This is a genomic window from Pseudocitrobacter sp. 73, assembly GCF_008369545.1.
GTDB lineage: Bacteria > Pseudomonadota > Gammaproteobacteria > Enterobacterales > Enterobacteriaceae > Pseudocitrobacter > Pseudocitrobacter vendiensis.
The window spans coordinates 85696-102834 of the sequence record NZ_VTZO01000015.1; the positions used below are offsets into that span (position 1 = coordinate 85696).

Genomic DNA, 17139 nt, shown 5'->3' on the forward strand with positions numbered 1-17139 from the left:
GGGAGCTTATTTTGAACAGATTACCTTCCAGCGCATCGGCTTTGGCCTGTAGCGCACACGCATTGAATCTCATTGAAAAGCGCACGCTTGATCATGAGGAGATGAAAGCTCTCAATCAGGAGGTCAGAGAATACTTTAAAGAGCATGTAAACCCGGGGTTTCTGGAGTATCGAAAATCTGTGACCGCCGGCGGGGATTACGGAGCCGTAGAGTGGCAAGCGGGGAGCCTGAATACGCTTGTCGACACCCAGGGACAGGAGTTTATTGATTGTCTGGGTGGATTTGGCATTTTCAACGTGGGGCACCGTAATCCAGTTGTGGTTTCCGCCGTACAGAATCAGCTCGTCAAACAACCGCTACACAGCCAGGAGCTGCTCGACCCGCTTCGTGCGATGCTGGCAAAAACGCTGGCCGCGCTGGCGCCGGGGAAACTGAAGTACAGTTTCTTCAGCAACAGTGGCACCGAATCCGTGGAAGCGGCGCTGAAGCTTGCCAAAGCGTATCAATCACCACGGGGTAAATTCACCTTCATCGCCACCAGCGGCGCGTTTCACGGGAAATCGCTTGGCGCACTCTCGGCCACAGCGAAATCCACGTTCCGTAAGCCGTTTATGCCGCTGCTGCCGGGCTTCCGTCATGTGCCGTTTGGCAACATCGACGCCATGCGTCTGGCGCTATCCGAATGCCAGAAAACCGGTGACGACGTAGCGGCGGTGATCCTGGAACCTATCCAGGGTGAAGGCGGCGTGATCCTGCCACCGCAGGGTTACCTGCCCGCAGTACGCAAGCTGTGCGACGAGTTTGGCGCGTTACTGATCTTCGATGAAGTGCAAACCGGGATGGGGCGCACGGGCAAAATGTTTGCCTGCGAACACGAGAACGTTCAGCCGGACATTTTGTGCCTGGCGAAAGCACTCGGCGGCGGCGTGATGCCCATCGGCGCAACCATCGCCACCGAAGAGGTCTTTTCGGTGCTGTTCGATAATCCGTTCCTGCATACCACCACCTTTGGCGGCAACCCGCTGGCCTGTGCGGCCGCACTCGCCACCATCAACGTGCTGTTGACGGAGAACCTTCCGGCGCAGGCGGAGCAAAAAGGCGATATGTTGCTGGACGGCTTCCGCAGCCTGGCACGCGAATACCCGGACCTGGTGCGTGAAGCGCGCGGTAAAGGGATGCTGATGGCGATTGAATTTGTTGATAACGAAATCGGCTACAGCTTCGCGAGTGAAATGTTCCGCCAGCGCGTGCTGGTTGCCGGGACGCTCAACAATGCTAAAACCATCCGCATAGAGCCACCGCTTACGCTGACTATCGAACAGTGCGAGCAGGTGCTGAAGGCCACACGCAAGGCGCTGGCGTCATTACGGGTCGATCAACAGGCCACAACAGAGCAGTAAATCTCACGCCCCCCTCTTTTCGTGGGGGGGCGTTCTTTGAATCCCATCACAATCCCTGCATTCCCCTTTTCCCTTTTCTACGCCGACGGCTAAATTAAACTCATCCGACCACATAACAATAATTTTACATACTGGACAACCTTATGAGCTATCCGTCACTGTTCGCCCCGCTGGATTTGGGCTTTACCACGCTAAAAAACCGCGTCCTGATGGGCTCGATGCACACCGGGCTGGAAGAACATACGGATGGCGCGGAGCGCCTGGCGGCTTTCTATGCCGAACGTGCACGTCACGGCGTAGCGCTGATTGTCACCGGCGGAGTCGCCCCTGCGCTTTCCGGTGTCGGCATGGAGGGGGGCGCAGTTCTGAGCGACGCCAGCCAGTTGCCACATCATCGACAGGTGACAGATGCCGTTCATCAGGAAGGCGGCAAAATCGCCCTGCAAATTCTGCACACCGGGCGCTACAGCTATCAGCCGCATCTGGTGGCGCCCTCGGCCATTCAGGCCCCCATCAACCGCTTTACGCCGCATGCGTTAACGCACGACGAAATTCTCGTGTTGATTGACGACTTCGCCCGTTGTGCCCAACTGGCGCGGGAAGCCGGGTATGACGGCGTGGAAGTGATGGGTTCAGAAGGCTACCTGATTAACGAATTTCTGGCGGCGCGTACCAATCATCGCGATGACGAATGGGGCGGGGACTATCCGCGCCGGATGCGCTTTGCCGTGGAAGTGGTTCGTGCGGTACGCGAACGCGTGGGGAAAGATTTCATTATCATATTTCGCCTCTCAATGCTGGACCTGGTGGAAGACGGCGGCGCATTCGATGAGACCGTACAACTGGCGCAGGCCATTGAAGCAGCGGGGGCGACGATCATTAATACCGGTATTGGCTGGCACGAAGCGCGGATCCCTACCATCGCCACGCCGGTGCCGCGCGGCGCATTCAGTTGGGTGACCCGCAAGCTCAAAGGCCATGTCTCGATCCCGCTGGTGACCACCAACCGCATCAACGATCCCGGCGTCGCGGAGGATATTCTGGCGCGTGGTGATGCCGACATGGTATCGATGGCGCGCCCGTTCCTCGCTGATGCTGAACTGCTGTCAAAAGCACAGGCGGGCCGCGCCGATGAGATTAACACCTGTATTGGCTGCAATCAGGCGTGTCTCGATCAGATCTTCATGGGCAAAGTCACCTCCTGCCTGGTGAACCCCCGCGCCTGTCACGAAACAAAAATGCCGATCGTTCCGGCGCTGAATAAGAAGAACCTCGCCGTCGTCGGCGCGGGCCCGGCCGGGCTGGCGTTTGCCATTAACGCCGCCGCGCGCGGGCATCAGGTCACACTGTTTGATGCACATAGCGAAATTGGCGGGCAGTTTAATATCGCCAAACAGATCCCCGGCAAAGAAGAATTTTATGAAACACTGCGCTACTACCGCCGGATGATCGACGTCACGGGCGTAACGCTCAAACTGAATCATCGGGTCACAGCGGATCATCTGCAGGCATTTGACGAAACGATCCTCGCCTGCGGGATCGTCCCGCGCATGCCCGCAATTGACGGGATCGACCATCCCAACGTGCTGACCTACCTCCAGGTGCTGCGCGATAAAGTGCCGGTGGGAAATTCGGTGGCGATTATCGGCTGCGGTGGCATTGGCTTTGATACCGCGATGTATTTAAGCCAGCCAGGCATTTCGACCAGTCAAAATATTGATGAGTTTTGCCAGGAATGGGGCATCGATACCACGCTGCAACAACCGGGCGGCCTTCGACCGGAAGGTGCGATGCTGCAGAAGAGCCCGCGAAAAATTGTCATGCTCCAGCGTAAAGCCAGTAAACCCGGTGATGGGCTCGGCAAAACCACCGGCTGGATCCACCGGGCAACGCTGCTGTCGCGCGGCGTGAAGATGATCCCGGCGGTGAGTTACCAGAAGATCGACGATGAAGGGTTACATATCACGATTGGCGGTGAAGCGCAGGTGTTAAAGGTCGATCATGTGGTGATCTGCGCCGGACAGGATCCGCAGCGCGCCTTGGCGCAACCGCTGGCGGAAAGCGGGAAAACCGTGCATTTGATCGGCGGCTGCGATGTGGCGATGGAGCTGGATGCGCGGCGGGCGATTGCGCAGGGAACGCGGCTGGCGCTGGAGATTTGACAACCTCTCCCGCAGGGAGAGGAACCGAATGTGCGTGATGTTAAGGCAGCGGCACCTTAATCAATGAACAACGCCGGTGAAATACCAAAACGGGCCGCCAGCTTTTTCGCGTGTTCAAGAGTTAGCTTTCGCTGTCCGTTGAGAACCCGGGATACCATTGATTTGCTGCCGATTTCTGGAAGATCGGATAACGTTAATTCGTACTGATCCATTAACGTACGTATTACCGCAATGCCTGCAGGCGTCGCTTCAAGCCTTGCATTAAATTCAGCAAACTCTGGTGCGGATGTCTCCCAGGCCGTGATTTTTGCGCAAACCAGATCAACGAGTGGATTATCAGGATCGTTAAGCAACAGATGTTCGATCAACATGAGCGCTTCCCTATATTGCTCGTCGTTCTGGATGCCGGCCAAAAAAGGGGCGGCTTGTGTCAGCTTTTCACCTGCCTTCAGTACTTCAGAAATGACCATCATCTTTTTCCCCTTCCTCGATGCTCTGCTGTAAACCTATCGTACTCTTTATGCGTGAAGACATGCCGAACATAGAACTTCTGTGAATCAAAAAAAATCATCACAATAACGCGTAATTCGTTCCGGCCAATGTCGATAACATAATGTTTATCCAGATATTTAAAATTATCCAGAGTGGGAAAAAGCCCCTTTAGTGCCTCAGGCGTCCTGAAGTATCCTTTTGAAACCACCCTTCCCAGCGCAAGGATCTCCATTGCATGCTGCGGAAATTTTTCGGCCGCATCTTTCAATGCTTTTTGTGTTATCAGGTGCATTCTTCATCAACTCCGTTGACAAATTGGCAATATCATAACGCATGTTGCCAAATTGGCAATACGTTACATCATTAAGGCGAAGTGAGAATACACGTCAAATGGAGCGATATAAGGGAAGGGAGAGGTAGAATTTTAATAATGCGCGCACGCTTCCAGAAGTGGTGGATTTCTCCCTCTCCCAGTGGGAGAGGGCCGGCGTGAGGGATTCGCCTTAACGGCGACGCCCCAGTTTCACCGCTTTCAGCACCACAAACTTGCTGTTGGTGGCGATAGTGGTGCAGTTGCCGAAAATCTTCTTCAGCTTATGGAAGTAGTCGAGGTGACGGTTAGCCACAATATACAGTTCGCCGTTAATTTTCAGGCAACGACGCGCATGGTGGAACATCTCCCATGCCACGTTATCAGTCAGCGCATGCTGCTGATGGAACGGCGGGTTGCACAGTACCGCGTTGAAGCGGAACGGTTCGACGCCGGAAAGCGCGTTGTTGATCATAAATTCACAACGATCGATGGCGTCCGGCAGGTTGCTTTCAACGTTAAGGCGGCTGGAGGCCACCGCCATCGGTGATTCATCCACAAACACTACCGTTGCTTCTGGATTTTTCTCCAGCAACGTCAGGCCAATCACGCCGTTACCGCAGCCGAGATCAACAATCTCACCTTCCAGGTCTCCCGGCAGATGTTCCATAAAGAAGCGCGCGCCAATATCCAGCCCGGTACGTGAGAAGACGTTCGCGTGGTTATGAATGGTCCACGAGGTGCCTTCCAGCGGCCAGCTCAGGATCTGCGATTCGTCTGCCAGCTCCGGTTTAGTGAAAGTGCAGTTGATCAGACGCGCTTTCTTCCACGCAAGCGTGGTGGTAGTCGTGCCGAGGATTTTCTCGAACAGCGCCAGCGTGGAGTTGTGAATATCACGCGCTTTCGCACCGCCGATAATACGCGTTTGCGGCGTAATAACCTCGCGCAGTGCGCGCAGTTGCTGCTCAAGCAGCGCCAGCGTTTTTGGGATTTTAATCAGCACGACGTCAGGCGCAGACGGATATTCAGCAGTGCTGTCGAGGAATCTGACGCTGGATTCGTCAATGTCGTTATGGCGCAGGTTTTCGCGCGTGCCCAGCTCGCTGACGTAAGAGTCACCAATGCTGTACGGCTTATGCTCCGCCAGCGCGCAGCTCAGTGCACCGAAGCTGTCATTGAAGATCAGGACCGGGCCGTTGATTTCGGTGTCGTCCAACTGCTGCAGCAGATACTCATCCGCCGCTTCCCACGCCTGTAGCGGGTTGACGTCGTCCGTCTCCGGGAAACGTTTCAGATTCAGTGAACGGAAACCGTTGTCTATGTGGCTCATCGGCCCTCCAGAATGGTAAAATTTGGCGTTATCCCTGAAAAGGGTGCGTGAGTATACACTTTTTAATCCGATTTGGGGCTGTGATGACGCAACTAACTTATCTCCAGGGCTACCCGGAACACCTGCTGGCACAAGTGCGCACGCTTATCGCCGAACAGCGTTTAGGTGAGGTACTGGAGAAACGCTACCCGGGAACGCATGATTTTGCGACGGATAAAGCCCTCTGGCAGTACACGCAGGATCTGAAAAGTCAGTTTCTGCGTAATGCGCCGCCGATTAACAAGGTGATGTACGACAACAAAATCCATGTTCTGAAAAATGCGTTAGGGCTTCATACCGCCGTTTCGCGCGTTCAGGGCGGAAAGCTGAAAGCCAAAGCGGAAATTCGCGTCGCCACCGTTTTTCGCCATGCGCCAGAGCCGTTTCTGCGCATGATTGTGGTGCATGAATTAGCGCACCTGAAAGAGAAAGAGCACGACAAAGCGTTTTATCAGTTGTGCTGTCATATGGAACCGCAGTACCACCAGCTGGAGTTTGATACCCGGCTGTGGCTGACACAAATGTCATTGGGTTAAGACAAAATCTGAATTCGATCGTCGATCGTTATGAATTTATCCACTAACGTCTACAATCCATGTTCCCCCGCTTTCGTTAAGGATAACGATCAATGCTTCGCGTTTCAGCCCGTTTTCTCCGTCGCCTTCTTTGTTCTCGACGCATGTTCAGGTTCGTCTGTTTTCTGCTTTTTGCGGCTATTGCTATGATTTTTTTCGCCAACCGGGAGATAGTCAAAGCAAGCCAGCAACTGACATGGAATGACGTCGATGCAATACCCGCGCGTAATGTTGGCCTGCTGTTAGGCGCCAAACCGGGCAACAATTACTTCGCCCGGCGGATTAACGCGGCAGCGGCATTATTTCATGCTGGAAAAGTGAAATGGCTGCTGGTGAGCGGCGATAATGGCCGTAAAAATTACGATGAATCTTCCGGCATGCAGCAGGCGTTGATCGCCAAAGGCGTCCCCGCCAGTGCTATCTTCTGTGACTACGCCGGTTTCTCTACCCTCGACTCGGTCGTGCGTACCAATAAAGTCTTTGGCGAAAATAACATTACGATTATCTCGCAGGAATTTCATAATCAGCGCGCCATCTGGCTGGCGAAGCAATATAGCATCGATGCTATAGGCTTTAACGCGCCAGACCTGGAGAATAAGCGTGGAACGTACACGCGCCTGCGGGAAAAACTCGCCCGCGTCAGCGCACTGATTGATGCCCAAATCTTTCACAGGCAACCCAAATATCTCGGCCCCACGGTGGTGATTGGCCCAAACAGCGAGCATGGTTGCCCCGCCACGAAATAAGTGCGTTACCGCGCACTCAATTTGTCACGCCCGCGTGCTACATTGAAGGAAGATCCCCTTTTATGGAGCACGTCAGCGTCTATGATACGTTTCGCAGTCATTGGTACAAACTGGATAACCAAACAGTTTGTCGATGCCGCCCACGAGACCGGCAAATATAAGCTCACCGCTATCTACTCCCGCAGCCTTGAGCAGGCCCAAACCTTCGCCAACGATTACCCCGTCGAGCATCTCTTTACTTCACTTGAAGCGATGGCGCAAAGCGATGCCATTGATGCGGTGTATATCGCCAGCCCGAATTCATTCCATTTCCCGCAAACGCAGCTTTTCTTACGCCATAAAAAGCACGTGATTTGTGAGAAGCCGCTGGCGTCAAACCTGCGCGAAGTGGAAGCCGCGATTGAAACCGCGCGCGAAAATCAGGTGGTGCTGTTTGAAGCGTTTAAAACTGCCAGCCTGCCAAATTTCCTGCTTTTACAGCAGTCGTTAAGCAAAGTGGGTAAGGTGCGTAAAGCGCTTATCAACTACTGCCAGTACTCTTCCCGTTATCAGCGCTATCTCGACGGTGAAAACCCAAATACCTTTAATCCGGCGTTCTCTAACGGTTCGATTATGGATATCGGTTTTTATTGCCTGGCCTCAGCGGTCGCGCTGTGGGGCGAGCCACACGGCGTGCAGGCATCCGCGAGCCTGCTGGAAAGCGGCGTAGATGCGCACGGTCTGGTGGTGCTCGATTATGGCGATTTCAGCGTTACCCTTCAGCACTCAAAAGTGAGTGACTCGGTGCTGCCGAGCGAAATCCAGGGCGAAGAGGGTTCGCTGGTCATTGAGAAGATTTCCGAATGCCAGAAAGTCACCTTCGTGCCGCGCGGCGGCAAAGCGCAGGATCTCACTCAGCCTCAGCATATTAATACTATGCTGTATGAAGCAGAGGTCTTTGCCCGTCTGGTCGAAACCAATGAAGTGAATCATCCGGGGCTTGCTGTCAGCCGTACAACAGCGAAACTGCAAACGGAGATTCGCCGCCAGACTGGCGTCACTTTCCCTGCGGATGACGTTAGCGAGCAGGTGCCTGCGTAAAGCTATGTAAAACGGATGTTACAGGTCATTGACGTCGTCGATGGCCTGTAATATTTTGTAACCCGCAAAGGGGAGTAACTTCCTTGCCGGTGGATCGTCATTACGATATGTGAAAAACCATATCCGGTCGCCGGGCAATAAAACGTATGCACCTTCGGGCAACCGTTTGAAGTACATACTTTTTGTTGTAAGTGAGACCTTGCCGGAAGGCGAGGTCTATGCATAAAAAAGCAGCGGCTGACGTCTTCCGACGTTAGCCATTTTTTTATGCGTAAGGAAAATATCTATGAATAGTGTCGGCACACCGTTGCTGTGGGGCGGATTCGCTGTCGTCGTCGTGATCATGTTAGCCATCGACCTGATGTTGCAGGGCCGACGCGGCGCTAACGCCATGACCATGAAACAGGCTGCGGCCTGGTCTATCGTCTGGGTCACGCTCTCGTTGTTGTTCAACGCTGCCTTCTGGTGGTATCTGGCTGAGACACAGGGTCGCGCGGTGGCCGATCCGCAGGCGCTCGCCTTCCTTACCGGTTATCTGATTGAGAAATCGCTGGCCGTCGATAACGTCTTCGTCTGGTTGATGCTGTTCAGCTACTTCTCGGTTCCGGCAGCGCTGCAACGCCGCGTACTGGTTTATGGCGTATTAGGCGCGATCGTGCTGCGTACAATCATGATCTTCGCCGGAAGCTGGCTGATTACCCAGTTTGAATGGCTGCTGTATGTGTTCGGCGCGTTCCTGCTCTTCACCGGCATCAAAATGGCGCTGGCGAAAGAAGATGAGAGCGGCATCGGCGATAAACCGCTGGTGCGCTGGCTGCGCGGTCATCTGCGCATGACCGATAAGATAGAGAGCGAGCACTTCTTTGTGCGTCAAAAAGGCGTTGTCTACGCCACGCCGCTGTTGCTGGTGCTGATTCTTGTCGAGTTCAGCGACATTATTTTCGCCGTCGACAGCATTCCGGCGATCTTCGCGGTCACTACCGATCCGTTTATCGTACTGACCTCTAACCTGTTTGCAATCCTCGGCCTGCGCGCAATGTACTTCCTGCTGGCCGGCGTGGCAGAGCGCTTCTCGATGCTTAAATATGGCCTGGCGGTGATCCTGGTGTTTATCGGTATCAAGATGCTGATTGTCGATTTCTACCATATCCCGATCGCGATTTCCCTTGGGGTCGTAGGCGGTATTCTGGTACTGACGCTGTTGATCAATGCCTGGGTCAACCACCAGAACGATAAAAAGCTGGAGACAAAATAAGAGGTGGCCCCGGTGAATTCTTCACCGGGGTTGTCCCCCTGAGTTTTCTATCAATGTCAAAATATTGTTTATAGATAGTTAAAAAATAAGATCCGCGATAAAAAACCAGTATTTTGCACTTCCCCCCGGCCGCCGTTTCTTTATACTCGACTGTGCAAACATTTGTTACATTCTGACAAAGAGTACCTCCAGAGTACGTCAGAATGGCAGCCACAACACGCTCAAGGAAACAGAAATGACAACGCAACCAACAAGCGGATTACTCCGCAGGTTCACTCAGGGTAGTCTGGTAAAAAAAATTCTCGTCGGGTTGGTTCTCGGTATTTTGCTGGCATGGGTTTCTAAACCCGCGGCTATCGCCGTTGGCCTTCTGGGTACGCTGTTCGTCGGTGCTCTGAAAGCGGTCGCCCCGGTGCTGGTACTTATGCTGGTCATGGCCTCTATCGCCAACCATCAGCAGGGGCAAAAAACCAGCATTCGCCCAATATTATTCCTTTATCTGTTAGGCACATTCAGCGCGGCGCTTACCGCTGTTGTCTTCAGTTTCCTCTTCCCCTCAACGCTGCATCTCTCCAGTTCAGCCACTGATATCGTACCGCCTTCAGGCATCGTTGAAGTGATGCGGGGTTTACTGATGAGCGTAGTCGCTAACCCTATTCACGCGCTGCTTAACGCTAACTATATCGGTATTCTGGTGTGGGCTGTGGGCCTGGGTTTCGCGCTTCGCCATGGTAATGAATCCACCAAAAACCTGGTCAATGATTTCTCAAATGCTGTGACATTTATGGTGAAGCTGGTGATTAGCTTTGCGCCAATCGGTATCTTTGGCCTGGTGGCCTCCACCCTGGCGACGACCGGCTTCGAAACGCTTTGGGGATATGCGCAGTTGTTGCTGGTTCTGGTAGGCTGCATGTTGCTGGTCGCTCTGATCATTAACCCGCTGCTGGTGTGGTGGAAAATCCGCCGTAACCCTTTCCCGTTGGTGCTAATGTGCCTGCGTGAAAGTGGTGTCTATGCGTTCTTTACCCGCAGTTCTGCGGCCAACATTCCGGTTAATATGGCGCTGTGTGAAAAACTGAATCTGGATAAAGACACCTATTCTGTTTCTATTCCGCTGGGAGCCACCATCAATATGGCCGGGGCGGCAATCACTATCACGGTACTTACTCTGGCGGCGGTCAGCACCCTGGGTATTCCGGTTGATTTGCCCACGGCGCTGCTGCTGAGCGTCGTCGCCTCATTGTGCGCCTGTGGGGCATCCGGCGTGGCGGGCGGTTCACTGCTGCTCATTCCGCTGGCCTGTAATATGTTCGGTATTCCCAACGATATCGCCATGCAGGTGGTCGCCGTCGGCTTCATCATCGGCGTGCTGCAGGACTCCTGTGAAACGGCGCTGAACTCCTCTACCGACGTCTTGTTTACGGCTGCGGCCTGCATCGCAGAAGACGAGCGTCTGGCTAAAAACGCGCTGCGTAGTTAATGTTTTCCCCCTTCGCCGTCAGGCGGAGGGGCTTTCTTCCTGTGTTTTCTTCTCAACATTGAACGGGTCTATACCACGACGCTGCATGCGCCAGAAACGGATAATATTCAGTCCATTCATTACCAGAAAACTCCCCTCAATCATCGTGCCGCCAATTGAGCCAAGCCAGAAGTTATGGATAACCCAGCAGGCCGTTGAGCACCACATTACGCAGCGCACCGATAACCCTTTGCAACGAAACAGCGCCCACGTACTGGCCACCGTACCCGCAATCGGCAGCAGTTCCATCGCGTGATGCAGCTTGCTTAACCCGAGGATAAGCGTCAGGGCAATAAACACAAACATTACCCAGATGCGGCGGGTGTACACTGAAATAATGGTACGGATAACGTTAAGCTCCGCACTCATTCCCGCCGGAATTGCTCCCATCAGAAAGAAATGCACACCAATCGTCGCACTGTAGAGGGAGAGCTGAAACTTGAAGCGCCGTTCATCGCGGTTGATGAAGGTGGTGATACCGATGATAAACGCGAGTACACCTACGCCCTGGGCGAGCCAATACGCAGTCATGGAGAAGTCCTTAGTGAACACCATAAAAAAAACGGCGTTTCAGGAAGTGAAACGCCGTTTTATCGTATCAGATCACATTTTTATTACAATGTGACACCGCTCTTAAAGATCGCCAGTTCACGGAAATCGTTGCGCTCATTGCAGGTTGGTTTGCCGTTAGCAAAATCGACAATCACATCAACAAACTCGTTCAGCAACTGCGGCATCGCTTTGCCATGAATCAGCTGACCCGCGTCGAAGTCGATCCAGTGTTTTTTCTTCGCCGCCAGTTCACTGTTGGTGGCAATTTTCACCGTCGGCACAAAACCGCCGTACGGCGTGCCGCGACCGGTGCTGAACAGCACCATATGACAGCCCGCTCCCGCCAGTGCACTGGTCGCAACCGCGTCGTTACCCGGCGCGCTCAGCAGGTTCAGGCCAGGCGTTTTCAGACGCTCGCCGTAGCGCAGCACGTCCACCACCTGGCTGGAGCCCGCTTTTTGCGTGCAACCCAGCGATTTATCTTCCAGCGTGGTGATGCCACCGGCTTTGTTACCCGGTGATGGATTCTCGTAGATAGGCTGATCATGGGCAATGAAGTACTGCTTGAAGTCATTGACCATGGTGACCAGTTTCTCAAACGTGGCTTCGTCACGGCAGTGGCTCATCAGGAGCTGTTCCGCGCCAAACATTTCCGGCACTTCGGTCAGCACGGTAGTGCCGCCGTTGGCAATCACGTAGTCGGAGAAGCGACCCAGCATTGGGTTGGCGGTGATCCCGGAGAGGCCGTCGGAACCGCCGCACTCGAGACCAAACTTCAGCTCGCTCAGCTTGCCCGGTACGCGCTTATCATTACGCATCACATTGTACAACTGATGGAGATGCTCAATCCCCGCTTCCACTTCATCGTCCTGGTGTTGGCAAATCATAAAGTGAACGCGGTCGGCATCAAAGTCACCCAGCGTTTCGCGGAAGGCATCGACCTGATTGTTCTCACAACCCAGGCCAATCACCAGCACCGCGCCCGCGTTAGGGTGACGCACCATGTTTTGCAGCATGGTGCGGGTATTAATATGGTCGTCGCCCAGTTGAGAGCAGCCGTAGGTGTGGCTGAAGAGATGCACGCCATCGGTACCTTCGGCGTCATTGGTCTCTTTCAGGAAGCGAGTCTGGATCTGACGCGCGATGCCGTTAACACAGCCCACAGTCGGCAGGATCCAGATTTCGTTACGCACCCCAACGTCACCGTTAGCGCGACGATAAATGTTGATATCGCGATCTGCCGGTTGCGCCGCTTCAGGCTGGAAATCGGGTTGATAGCTATACGTATCCAGATCGCTCAGATTGGTACGCGTATTGTGCGAGTGAATATGTTCACCTGCCGCAATATCTACCAGCGCATGGCCAATCGGTAAACCATACTTAATGACGTTTTCACCTTTGGCGATAGAGCACAACGTGAATTTATGCCCACGCGCTACCGCCTGACGGAGCGTTACCGTCTGGTTGTCGACCGAAACTTCCGTGCCTTCAGCCAAATCCGCTAATGCTACCGCAACGTTATCCAGCGCATGGATCTTGATGTATTGCATATCAACCCCGGACCTTAGTTCAGTTCAATGGCGAAGTAGTCACGCGCATTGTTAAAGCAAATGTTTTTCACCATCTCGCCCAGCAGGTTGATATCCGCCGGCGCTTCGCCCGCGGCCACCCAGCGGCCAATCATCTGGCACAGGATGCGACGGAAGTATTCGTGACGGGTATACGACAGGAAGCTGCGGCTATCGGTCAGCATGCCAACGAAACGGCTCAGCAGGCCCAACTGTGCGAGCTGAGTCATCTGACGTTCCATGCCGTCTTTCTGGTCGTTGAACCACCAGCCGGAACCAAACTGCATTTTGCCCGGCATCCCTTCGCCCTGGAAGTTACCGATCATGGTGCCCAGCACTTCGTTATCGCGCGGGTTCAGACAGTACAGGATCGTTTTCGGCAACAGATTCTGTTCGTTCTGTTTGCTCAGCAGTTTGGAGAGCTCTTCCGCCATCGGACGGTCATTGATGGAGTCGAAACCGACGTCCGCGCCCAGCAGTTTGAACTGACGCAGGTTGTTATTACGCAGCGCACCAATGTGATACTGCTGTACCCATTCGCGACGGGCGTATTCTGCGCCGAGGAAGACCAGTACTGCCGTTTTGAACTGGGCGACTTCATGCTCGTTCAGGGTTTCACCCGCCAGACGACGCGCCAGGATGCTATCCAGCTCGGCTTCACTCGCTTCGGCGAACATGACCACATCCAGCGCGTGGTCAGACACTTTACAGCCGTGCGCGGCGAAGTGGTCCAGACGTTTGGTCAGCGCGGTTTGCAGATCGGTGAAACGACGGATATCGGTGTCAGACACTTCACCCAGTTTCGCCATGTAGTCGTTGAAGGTGGCCTGCTCAATGTTGAACGCTTTATCCGGACGCCAGCTCGGCAGGACTTTGATGGAGAAAGTGCTGTCCTGGGCAACGGTCGCATGATGTTCCAGCGAGTCGATCGGGTCATCGGTGGTGCCGACCATTTTCACGTTCATCTGCTGCATGATGCCACGCGCGGAGAACGTGTCCTGCGCCAGCAGTTCGTTGCATTCATTCCAGATTTCGTCCGCGGTAGACGGCGAAAGCAGTTTGCCGGTGATGCCAAACGGACGGCGCAGTTCAAGGTGCGTCCAGTGGTATAACGGGTTGCCAATGGTGTGTGGCACGGTCGCCGCCCACGCATCAAATTTTTCACGGTCAGAGGCATCACCGGTGCACAGACGCTCAGCGACGCCGTTTGTACGCATGGCGCGCCACTTATAGTGATCGCCTTTGAGCCAGATGTCATACAGGTTGTTGAAACGGTAGTTTTCAGCAATCTGCTGCGGCGGCAGGTGGCAATGATAGTCAAAAATCGGCTGATCTTTTGCGTAGTCGTGGTACAGACGGCGGGCAAATTCGGTATCTAACAGAAAATCTTCAGTCATAAACGGGGTCATTATCGTCTTCCTCTCACGAGTGGTCAGATGTTTATCTGTAATGCAGACAAAGTTATCACACCAATTTCGTCAAGCCGAAGATTTTTTCGTGAGTTAGATCAATAAAAATTGACAAAAAATGACATTAAAAAACTAAAAAAAGCGACCTAAGCCGCGCCACGACTGACTTCAAGCCCTACCACCTATACCCACACGTAAAATACCTCTTTTGTGACAGCATTCACCTTTTAAAGTTGTATGACAAGTTATTGTGCACCCCGTCAAACATAAGCCGACGGAATGCATTGTTGGTGAAAGATACACCTGACTTACGGTACGGATACCGAATTAAGCACAAGTACGAAGGCAAGGTTCGGGTCGTGCCGGGTTCTCCCGGTAAGCCCCTCGATTGAGACATCCTCCCGTAGTACTGGATGAAGACCGTATGAAGATGCGGAATAACGACACGATGAGGTTTACATGCGTAAAATTAAAGGATTACGTTGGTACATGATCGCACTGGTGACGCTGGGCACCGTGCTGGGCTACCTGACGCGTAATACCGTTGCAGCCGCTGCTCCAACACTGATGGAAGAGCTGCACATTTCTACACAGCAATACTCCTATATCATTGCCGCTTACTCCGCGGCCTATACGGTAATGCAGCCTGTTGCCGGTTATGTGCTGGATATTTTGGGCACCAAAATTGGTTACGCCTTCTTCGCCGTTGCCTGGGCTGTCTTCTGCGGCGCAACCGCATTAGCAGGTAGCTGGGGTGGGCTGGCGTTGGCGCGTGGTGCGGTCGGTGCGGCAGAAGCTGCGATGATCCCGGCTGGCCTGAAAGCGAGCTCCGAATGGTTCCCGGCGAAAGAGCGTTCTATCGCGGTCGGTTACTTCAACGTCGGTTCTTCAATCGGTGCGATGATTGCGCCTCCGTTGGTGGTATGGGCAATCGTCATGCACAGCTGGCAGATGGCATTTATTATCTCCGGTGTGCTGAGCTTCGCCTGGGCGATGGCATGGCTTATCTTCTACAAACACCCGCGTGACCAGAAAAAACTGACCGACGAAGAACGCGACTACATCATTAACGGCCAGGAAGCCCAGCACCAGGTCGGTACGGCGAAGAAAATGTCCGTGGGTCAGATTCTGCGTAACCGTCAGTTCTGGGGTATCGCCCTGCCACGTTTCCTGGCAGAGCCTGCCTGGGGTACTTTCAATGCCTGGATCCCGCTGTTCATGTTTAAAGTGTATGGCTTTAACCTGAAAGAAATCGCCATGTTCGCCTGGATGCCAATGCTGTTTGCTGACCTGGGTTGTATCGTGGGGGGTTACCTGCCGCCGCTGTTCCAGCGCTGGTTTGGCGTGAATCTGATTGTTTCCCGTAAAATGGTTGTCACCCTGGGCGCCCTGCTGATGATTGGCCCAGGTATGATTGGTCTGTTCACCAGCCCGTATGTTGCAATCGGCCTGCTGTGCATCGGTGGCTTTGCTCACCAGGCACTGTCAGGCGCGCTGATTACGCTCTCTTCTGACGTATTCGGTCGTAACGAAGTGGCCACGGCTAACGGCCTGACCGGGATGTCCGCCTGGCTGGCAAGTACTCTGTTCGCCCTGGTGGTCGGTGCGCTGGCAGATACCATCGGCTTCAGCCCGCTGTTCGCGGTATTGGCCATCTTCGACCTGCTGGGTGCATTGGTCATCTGGACGGTATTGAAAAACAAACCGGCTGAAGAGGTTGAGCAAGAAACGCACCAACCGGCCACGCAAAGCTAGTTTGAGAGTGTTAAACCTGTAGCAAAAGCCGCCGATTATGGCGGCTTTTTCATGCGGCGTTATGGTTAGATCCTCGTAAAAGTGGTATAACAAATCTAATCTGCCGTACCCTGCCTGGAGAGAATATGGAAATCACTGACGCACGTCGTTTATATCAGCAACTTGCCGCTGAGCTGAAAGAGCGCATTGAGCAAGGCGTTTATCTCGTGGGCGACAAACTGCCTGCCGAGCGCTTTATTGCTGACGAAAAATGCGTGAGCCGTACAGTGGTTCGTGAAGCCATTATCATGCTGGAAGTCGAAGGCTACGTTGAAGTGCGCAAAGGCTCCGGCATCCATGTTATTTCCAATACGCCACGCCATCAGCAGGCGCCTGACGAATCCATGGAATTCGCCAATTACGGCCCATTCGAGCTGCTCCAGGCCCGTCAGCTCATTGAAAGTAATATTGCCGAGTTTGCCGCTACCCAGGTGACCAAGCAGGACATCATGAAGCTGATGGAGATCCAGGACAAAGCGCGCAACGAGAAGTGTTTCCGCGACTCCGAATGGGATTTGCAATTCCACATTCAGGTCGCGCTAGCCACGCAGAATACCGCCCTTGCCGCCATCGTCGAGAAAATGTGGACCCAGCGTAGCCATAACCCGTACTGGAAAAAACTGCATGAACATATTGATGCGCGTACGGTCGATAACTGGTGCGATGACCATGACCAAATCCTGAAAGCGTTGATACGCAAAGACCCACATGCTGCCAAACTGGCGATGTGGCAGCATCTCGAAAACACCAAGCTGATGTTGTTCAACGAAACCAGCGATGACTTCGAATTTAATGCCGATCGCTACCTGTTCGCTGAGAACCCGGTTGTGCATCTCGACACGGCCGCCAACGGCACCAAATAATCGTCTATCCCTTCTCAGGCCAGTCTTCAGACTGGCCTGACGTTT

At 53.8% G+C, this 17139-nt stretch carries 15 protein-coding genes; 9 read left to right on the forward strand and 6 right to left on the reverse strand.

Annotated elements, in window-relative coordinates:
• The first annotated feature begins 11 nt into the window (after positions 1 to 11).
• Together ygjG and F0Q32_RS16385 are read left to right on the forward strand one after the other, a co-directional pair.
• Positions 12 to 1400, forward strand: a complete 1389-nt coding sequence (ygjG, locus tag F0Q32_RS16380) for a putrescine aminotransferase (protein WP_223145806.1) — start codon at positions 12 to 14, stop codon at positions 1398 to 1400.
• 143 nt (positions 1401 to 1543) lie between these two features.
• Positions 1544 to 3562: an NADPH-dependent 2,4-dienoyl-CoA reductase gene (locus F0Q32_RS16385; protein WP_149463926.1), complete on the forward strand. Its 2019-nt coding sequence runs from the start codon at positions 1544 to 1546 to the stop codon at positions 3560 to 3562.
• A gap of 56 nt (positions 3563 to 3618) precedes the next feature.
• Here F0Q32_RS16385 and F0Q32_RS16390 read toward each other — a convergent pair whose 3' ends face one another.
• The 3 genes from F0Q32_RS16390 to rlmG all read right to left on the reverse strand — a co-directional run bounded on the left by F0Q32_RS16390 (position 3619) and on the right by rlmG (position 5694).
• Entirely contained in the window at positions 3619 to 4035 is a 417-nt protein-coding gene (locus F0Q32_RS16390) for a type II toxin-antitoxin system HigA family antitoxin (protein WP_149463927.1), read from the reverse strand.
• Positions 4032 to 4346, reverse strand: a complete 315-nt coding sequence (locus F0Q32_RS16395) for a type II toxin-antitoxin system HigB family toxin (protein ID WP_149463928.1) — start codon at positions 4344 to 4346, stop codon at positions 4032 to 4034. Before F0Q32_RS16395 ends, F0Q32_RS16390 begins: the two co-directional genes overlap by 4 nt.
• A gap of 211 nt (positions 4347 to 4557) precedes the next feature.
• Positions 4558 to 5694, reverse strand: coding sequence for a 23S rRNA (guanine(1835)-N(2))-methyltransferase RlmG (gene rlmG, locus F0Q32_RS16400; RefSeq protein WP_149463929.1), 1137 nt, complete (start codon positions 5692 to 5694; stop codon positions 4558 to 4560).
• A gap of 83 nt (positions 5695 to 5777) precedes the next feature.
• Here rlmG and F0Q32_RS16405 point away from each other — a divergent pair, with 83 nt between their 5' ends.
• From F0Q32_RS16405 to sstT, 5 genes are all read left to right on the forward strand, one after another.
• Positions 5778 to 6269: a M48 family metallopeptidase gene (locus F0Q32_RS16405; protein ID WP_149463930.1), complete on the forward strand. Its 492-nt coding sequence runs from the start codon at positions 5778 to 5780 to the stop codon at positions 6267 to 6269.
• 92 nt (positions 6270 to 6361) lie between these two features.
• Positions 6362 to 7054 carry a vancomycin high temperature exclusion protein gene (locus F0Q32_RS16410; protein WP_149463931.1) on the forward strand — a complete coding sequence of 231 codons (693 nt, stop codon included), beginning with the start codon at positions 6362 to 6364 and terminating at the stop codon, positions 7052 to 7054.
• Between the two features lie 81 nt (positions 7055 to 7135).
• Positions 7136 to 8134: a Gfo/Idh/MocA family protein gene (locus F0Q32_RS16415; RefSeq protein WP_149463932.1), complete on the forward strand. Its 999-nt coding sequence runs from the start codon at positions 7136 to 7138 to the stop codon at positions 8132 to 8134.
• 286 nt (positions 8135 to 8420) lie between these two features.
• Positions 8421 to 9389 carry a TerC family protein gene (locus tag F0Q32_RS16420; RefSeq protein ID WP_149463933.1) on the forward strand — a complete coding sequence of 323 codons (969 nt, stop codon included), beginning with the start codon at positions 8421 to 8423 and terminating at the stop codon, positions 9387 to 9389.
• A 235-nt stretch (positions 9390 to 9624) separates the two neighbouring features.
• A complete protein-coding gene (gene sstT, locus F0Q32_RS16425; protein ID WP_149463934.1) occupies positions 9625 to 10869 on the forward strand; it encodes a serine/threonine transporter SstT in 1245 nt (414 codons plus the stop codon).
• Between the two features lie 18 nt (positions 10870 to 10887).
• Here the strand turns inward: sstT and F0Q32_RS16430 are convergent, their stop codons facing one another.
• The 3 genes from F0Q32_RS16430 to uxaC form a co-directional block, all read right to left on the reverse strand.
• Positions 10888 to 11439 (reverse strand): YgjV family protein, encoded by a 552-nt coding sequence (locus tag F0Q32_RS16430; protein ID WP_149463935.1) that lies wholly within the window; start codon positions 11437 to 11439, stop codon positions 10888 to 10890.
• A gap of 83 nt (positions 11440 to 11522) precedes the next feature.
• Positions 11523 to 13010 carry a UxaA family hydrolase gene (locus F0Q32_RS16435; protein ID WP_149463936.1) on the reverse strand — a complete coding sequence of 496 codons (1488 nt, stop codon included), beginning with the start codon at positions 13008 to 13010 and terminating at the stop codon, positions 11523 to 11525.
• Between the two features lie 14 nt (positions 13011 to 13024).
• The gene (gene uxaC, locus F0Q32_RS16440; RefSeq protein ID WP_149463937.1) at positions 13025 to 14437 is read right to left on the reverse strand and encodes a glucuronate isomerase; all 1413 of its coding nucleotides are present in this window, start codon (positions 14435 to 14437) and stop codon (positions 13025 to 13027) included.
• A 459-nt stretch (positions 14438 to 14896) separates the two neighbouring features.
• On the opposite strand from uxaC, the gene exuT reads away from it, so the two are divergent.
• Complete coding sequence (gene exuT, locus F0Q32_RS16445; protein WP_149463938.1) at positions 14897 to 16192, forward strand: hexuronate transporter ExuT; 1296 nt, start codon at positions 14897 to 14899, stop codon at positions 16190 to 16192.
• Between the two features lie 125 nt (positions 16193 to 16317).
• The gene (gene exuR / locus F0Q32_RS16450; protein ID WP_108475035.1) at positions 16318 to 17094 is read left to right on the forward strand and encodes a transcriptional regulator ExuR; all 777 of its coding nucleotides are present in this window, start codon (positions 16318 to 16320) and stop codon (positions 17092 to 17094) included.
• Positions 17095 to 17139: the final 45 nt, after the last annotated feature.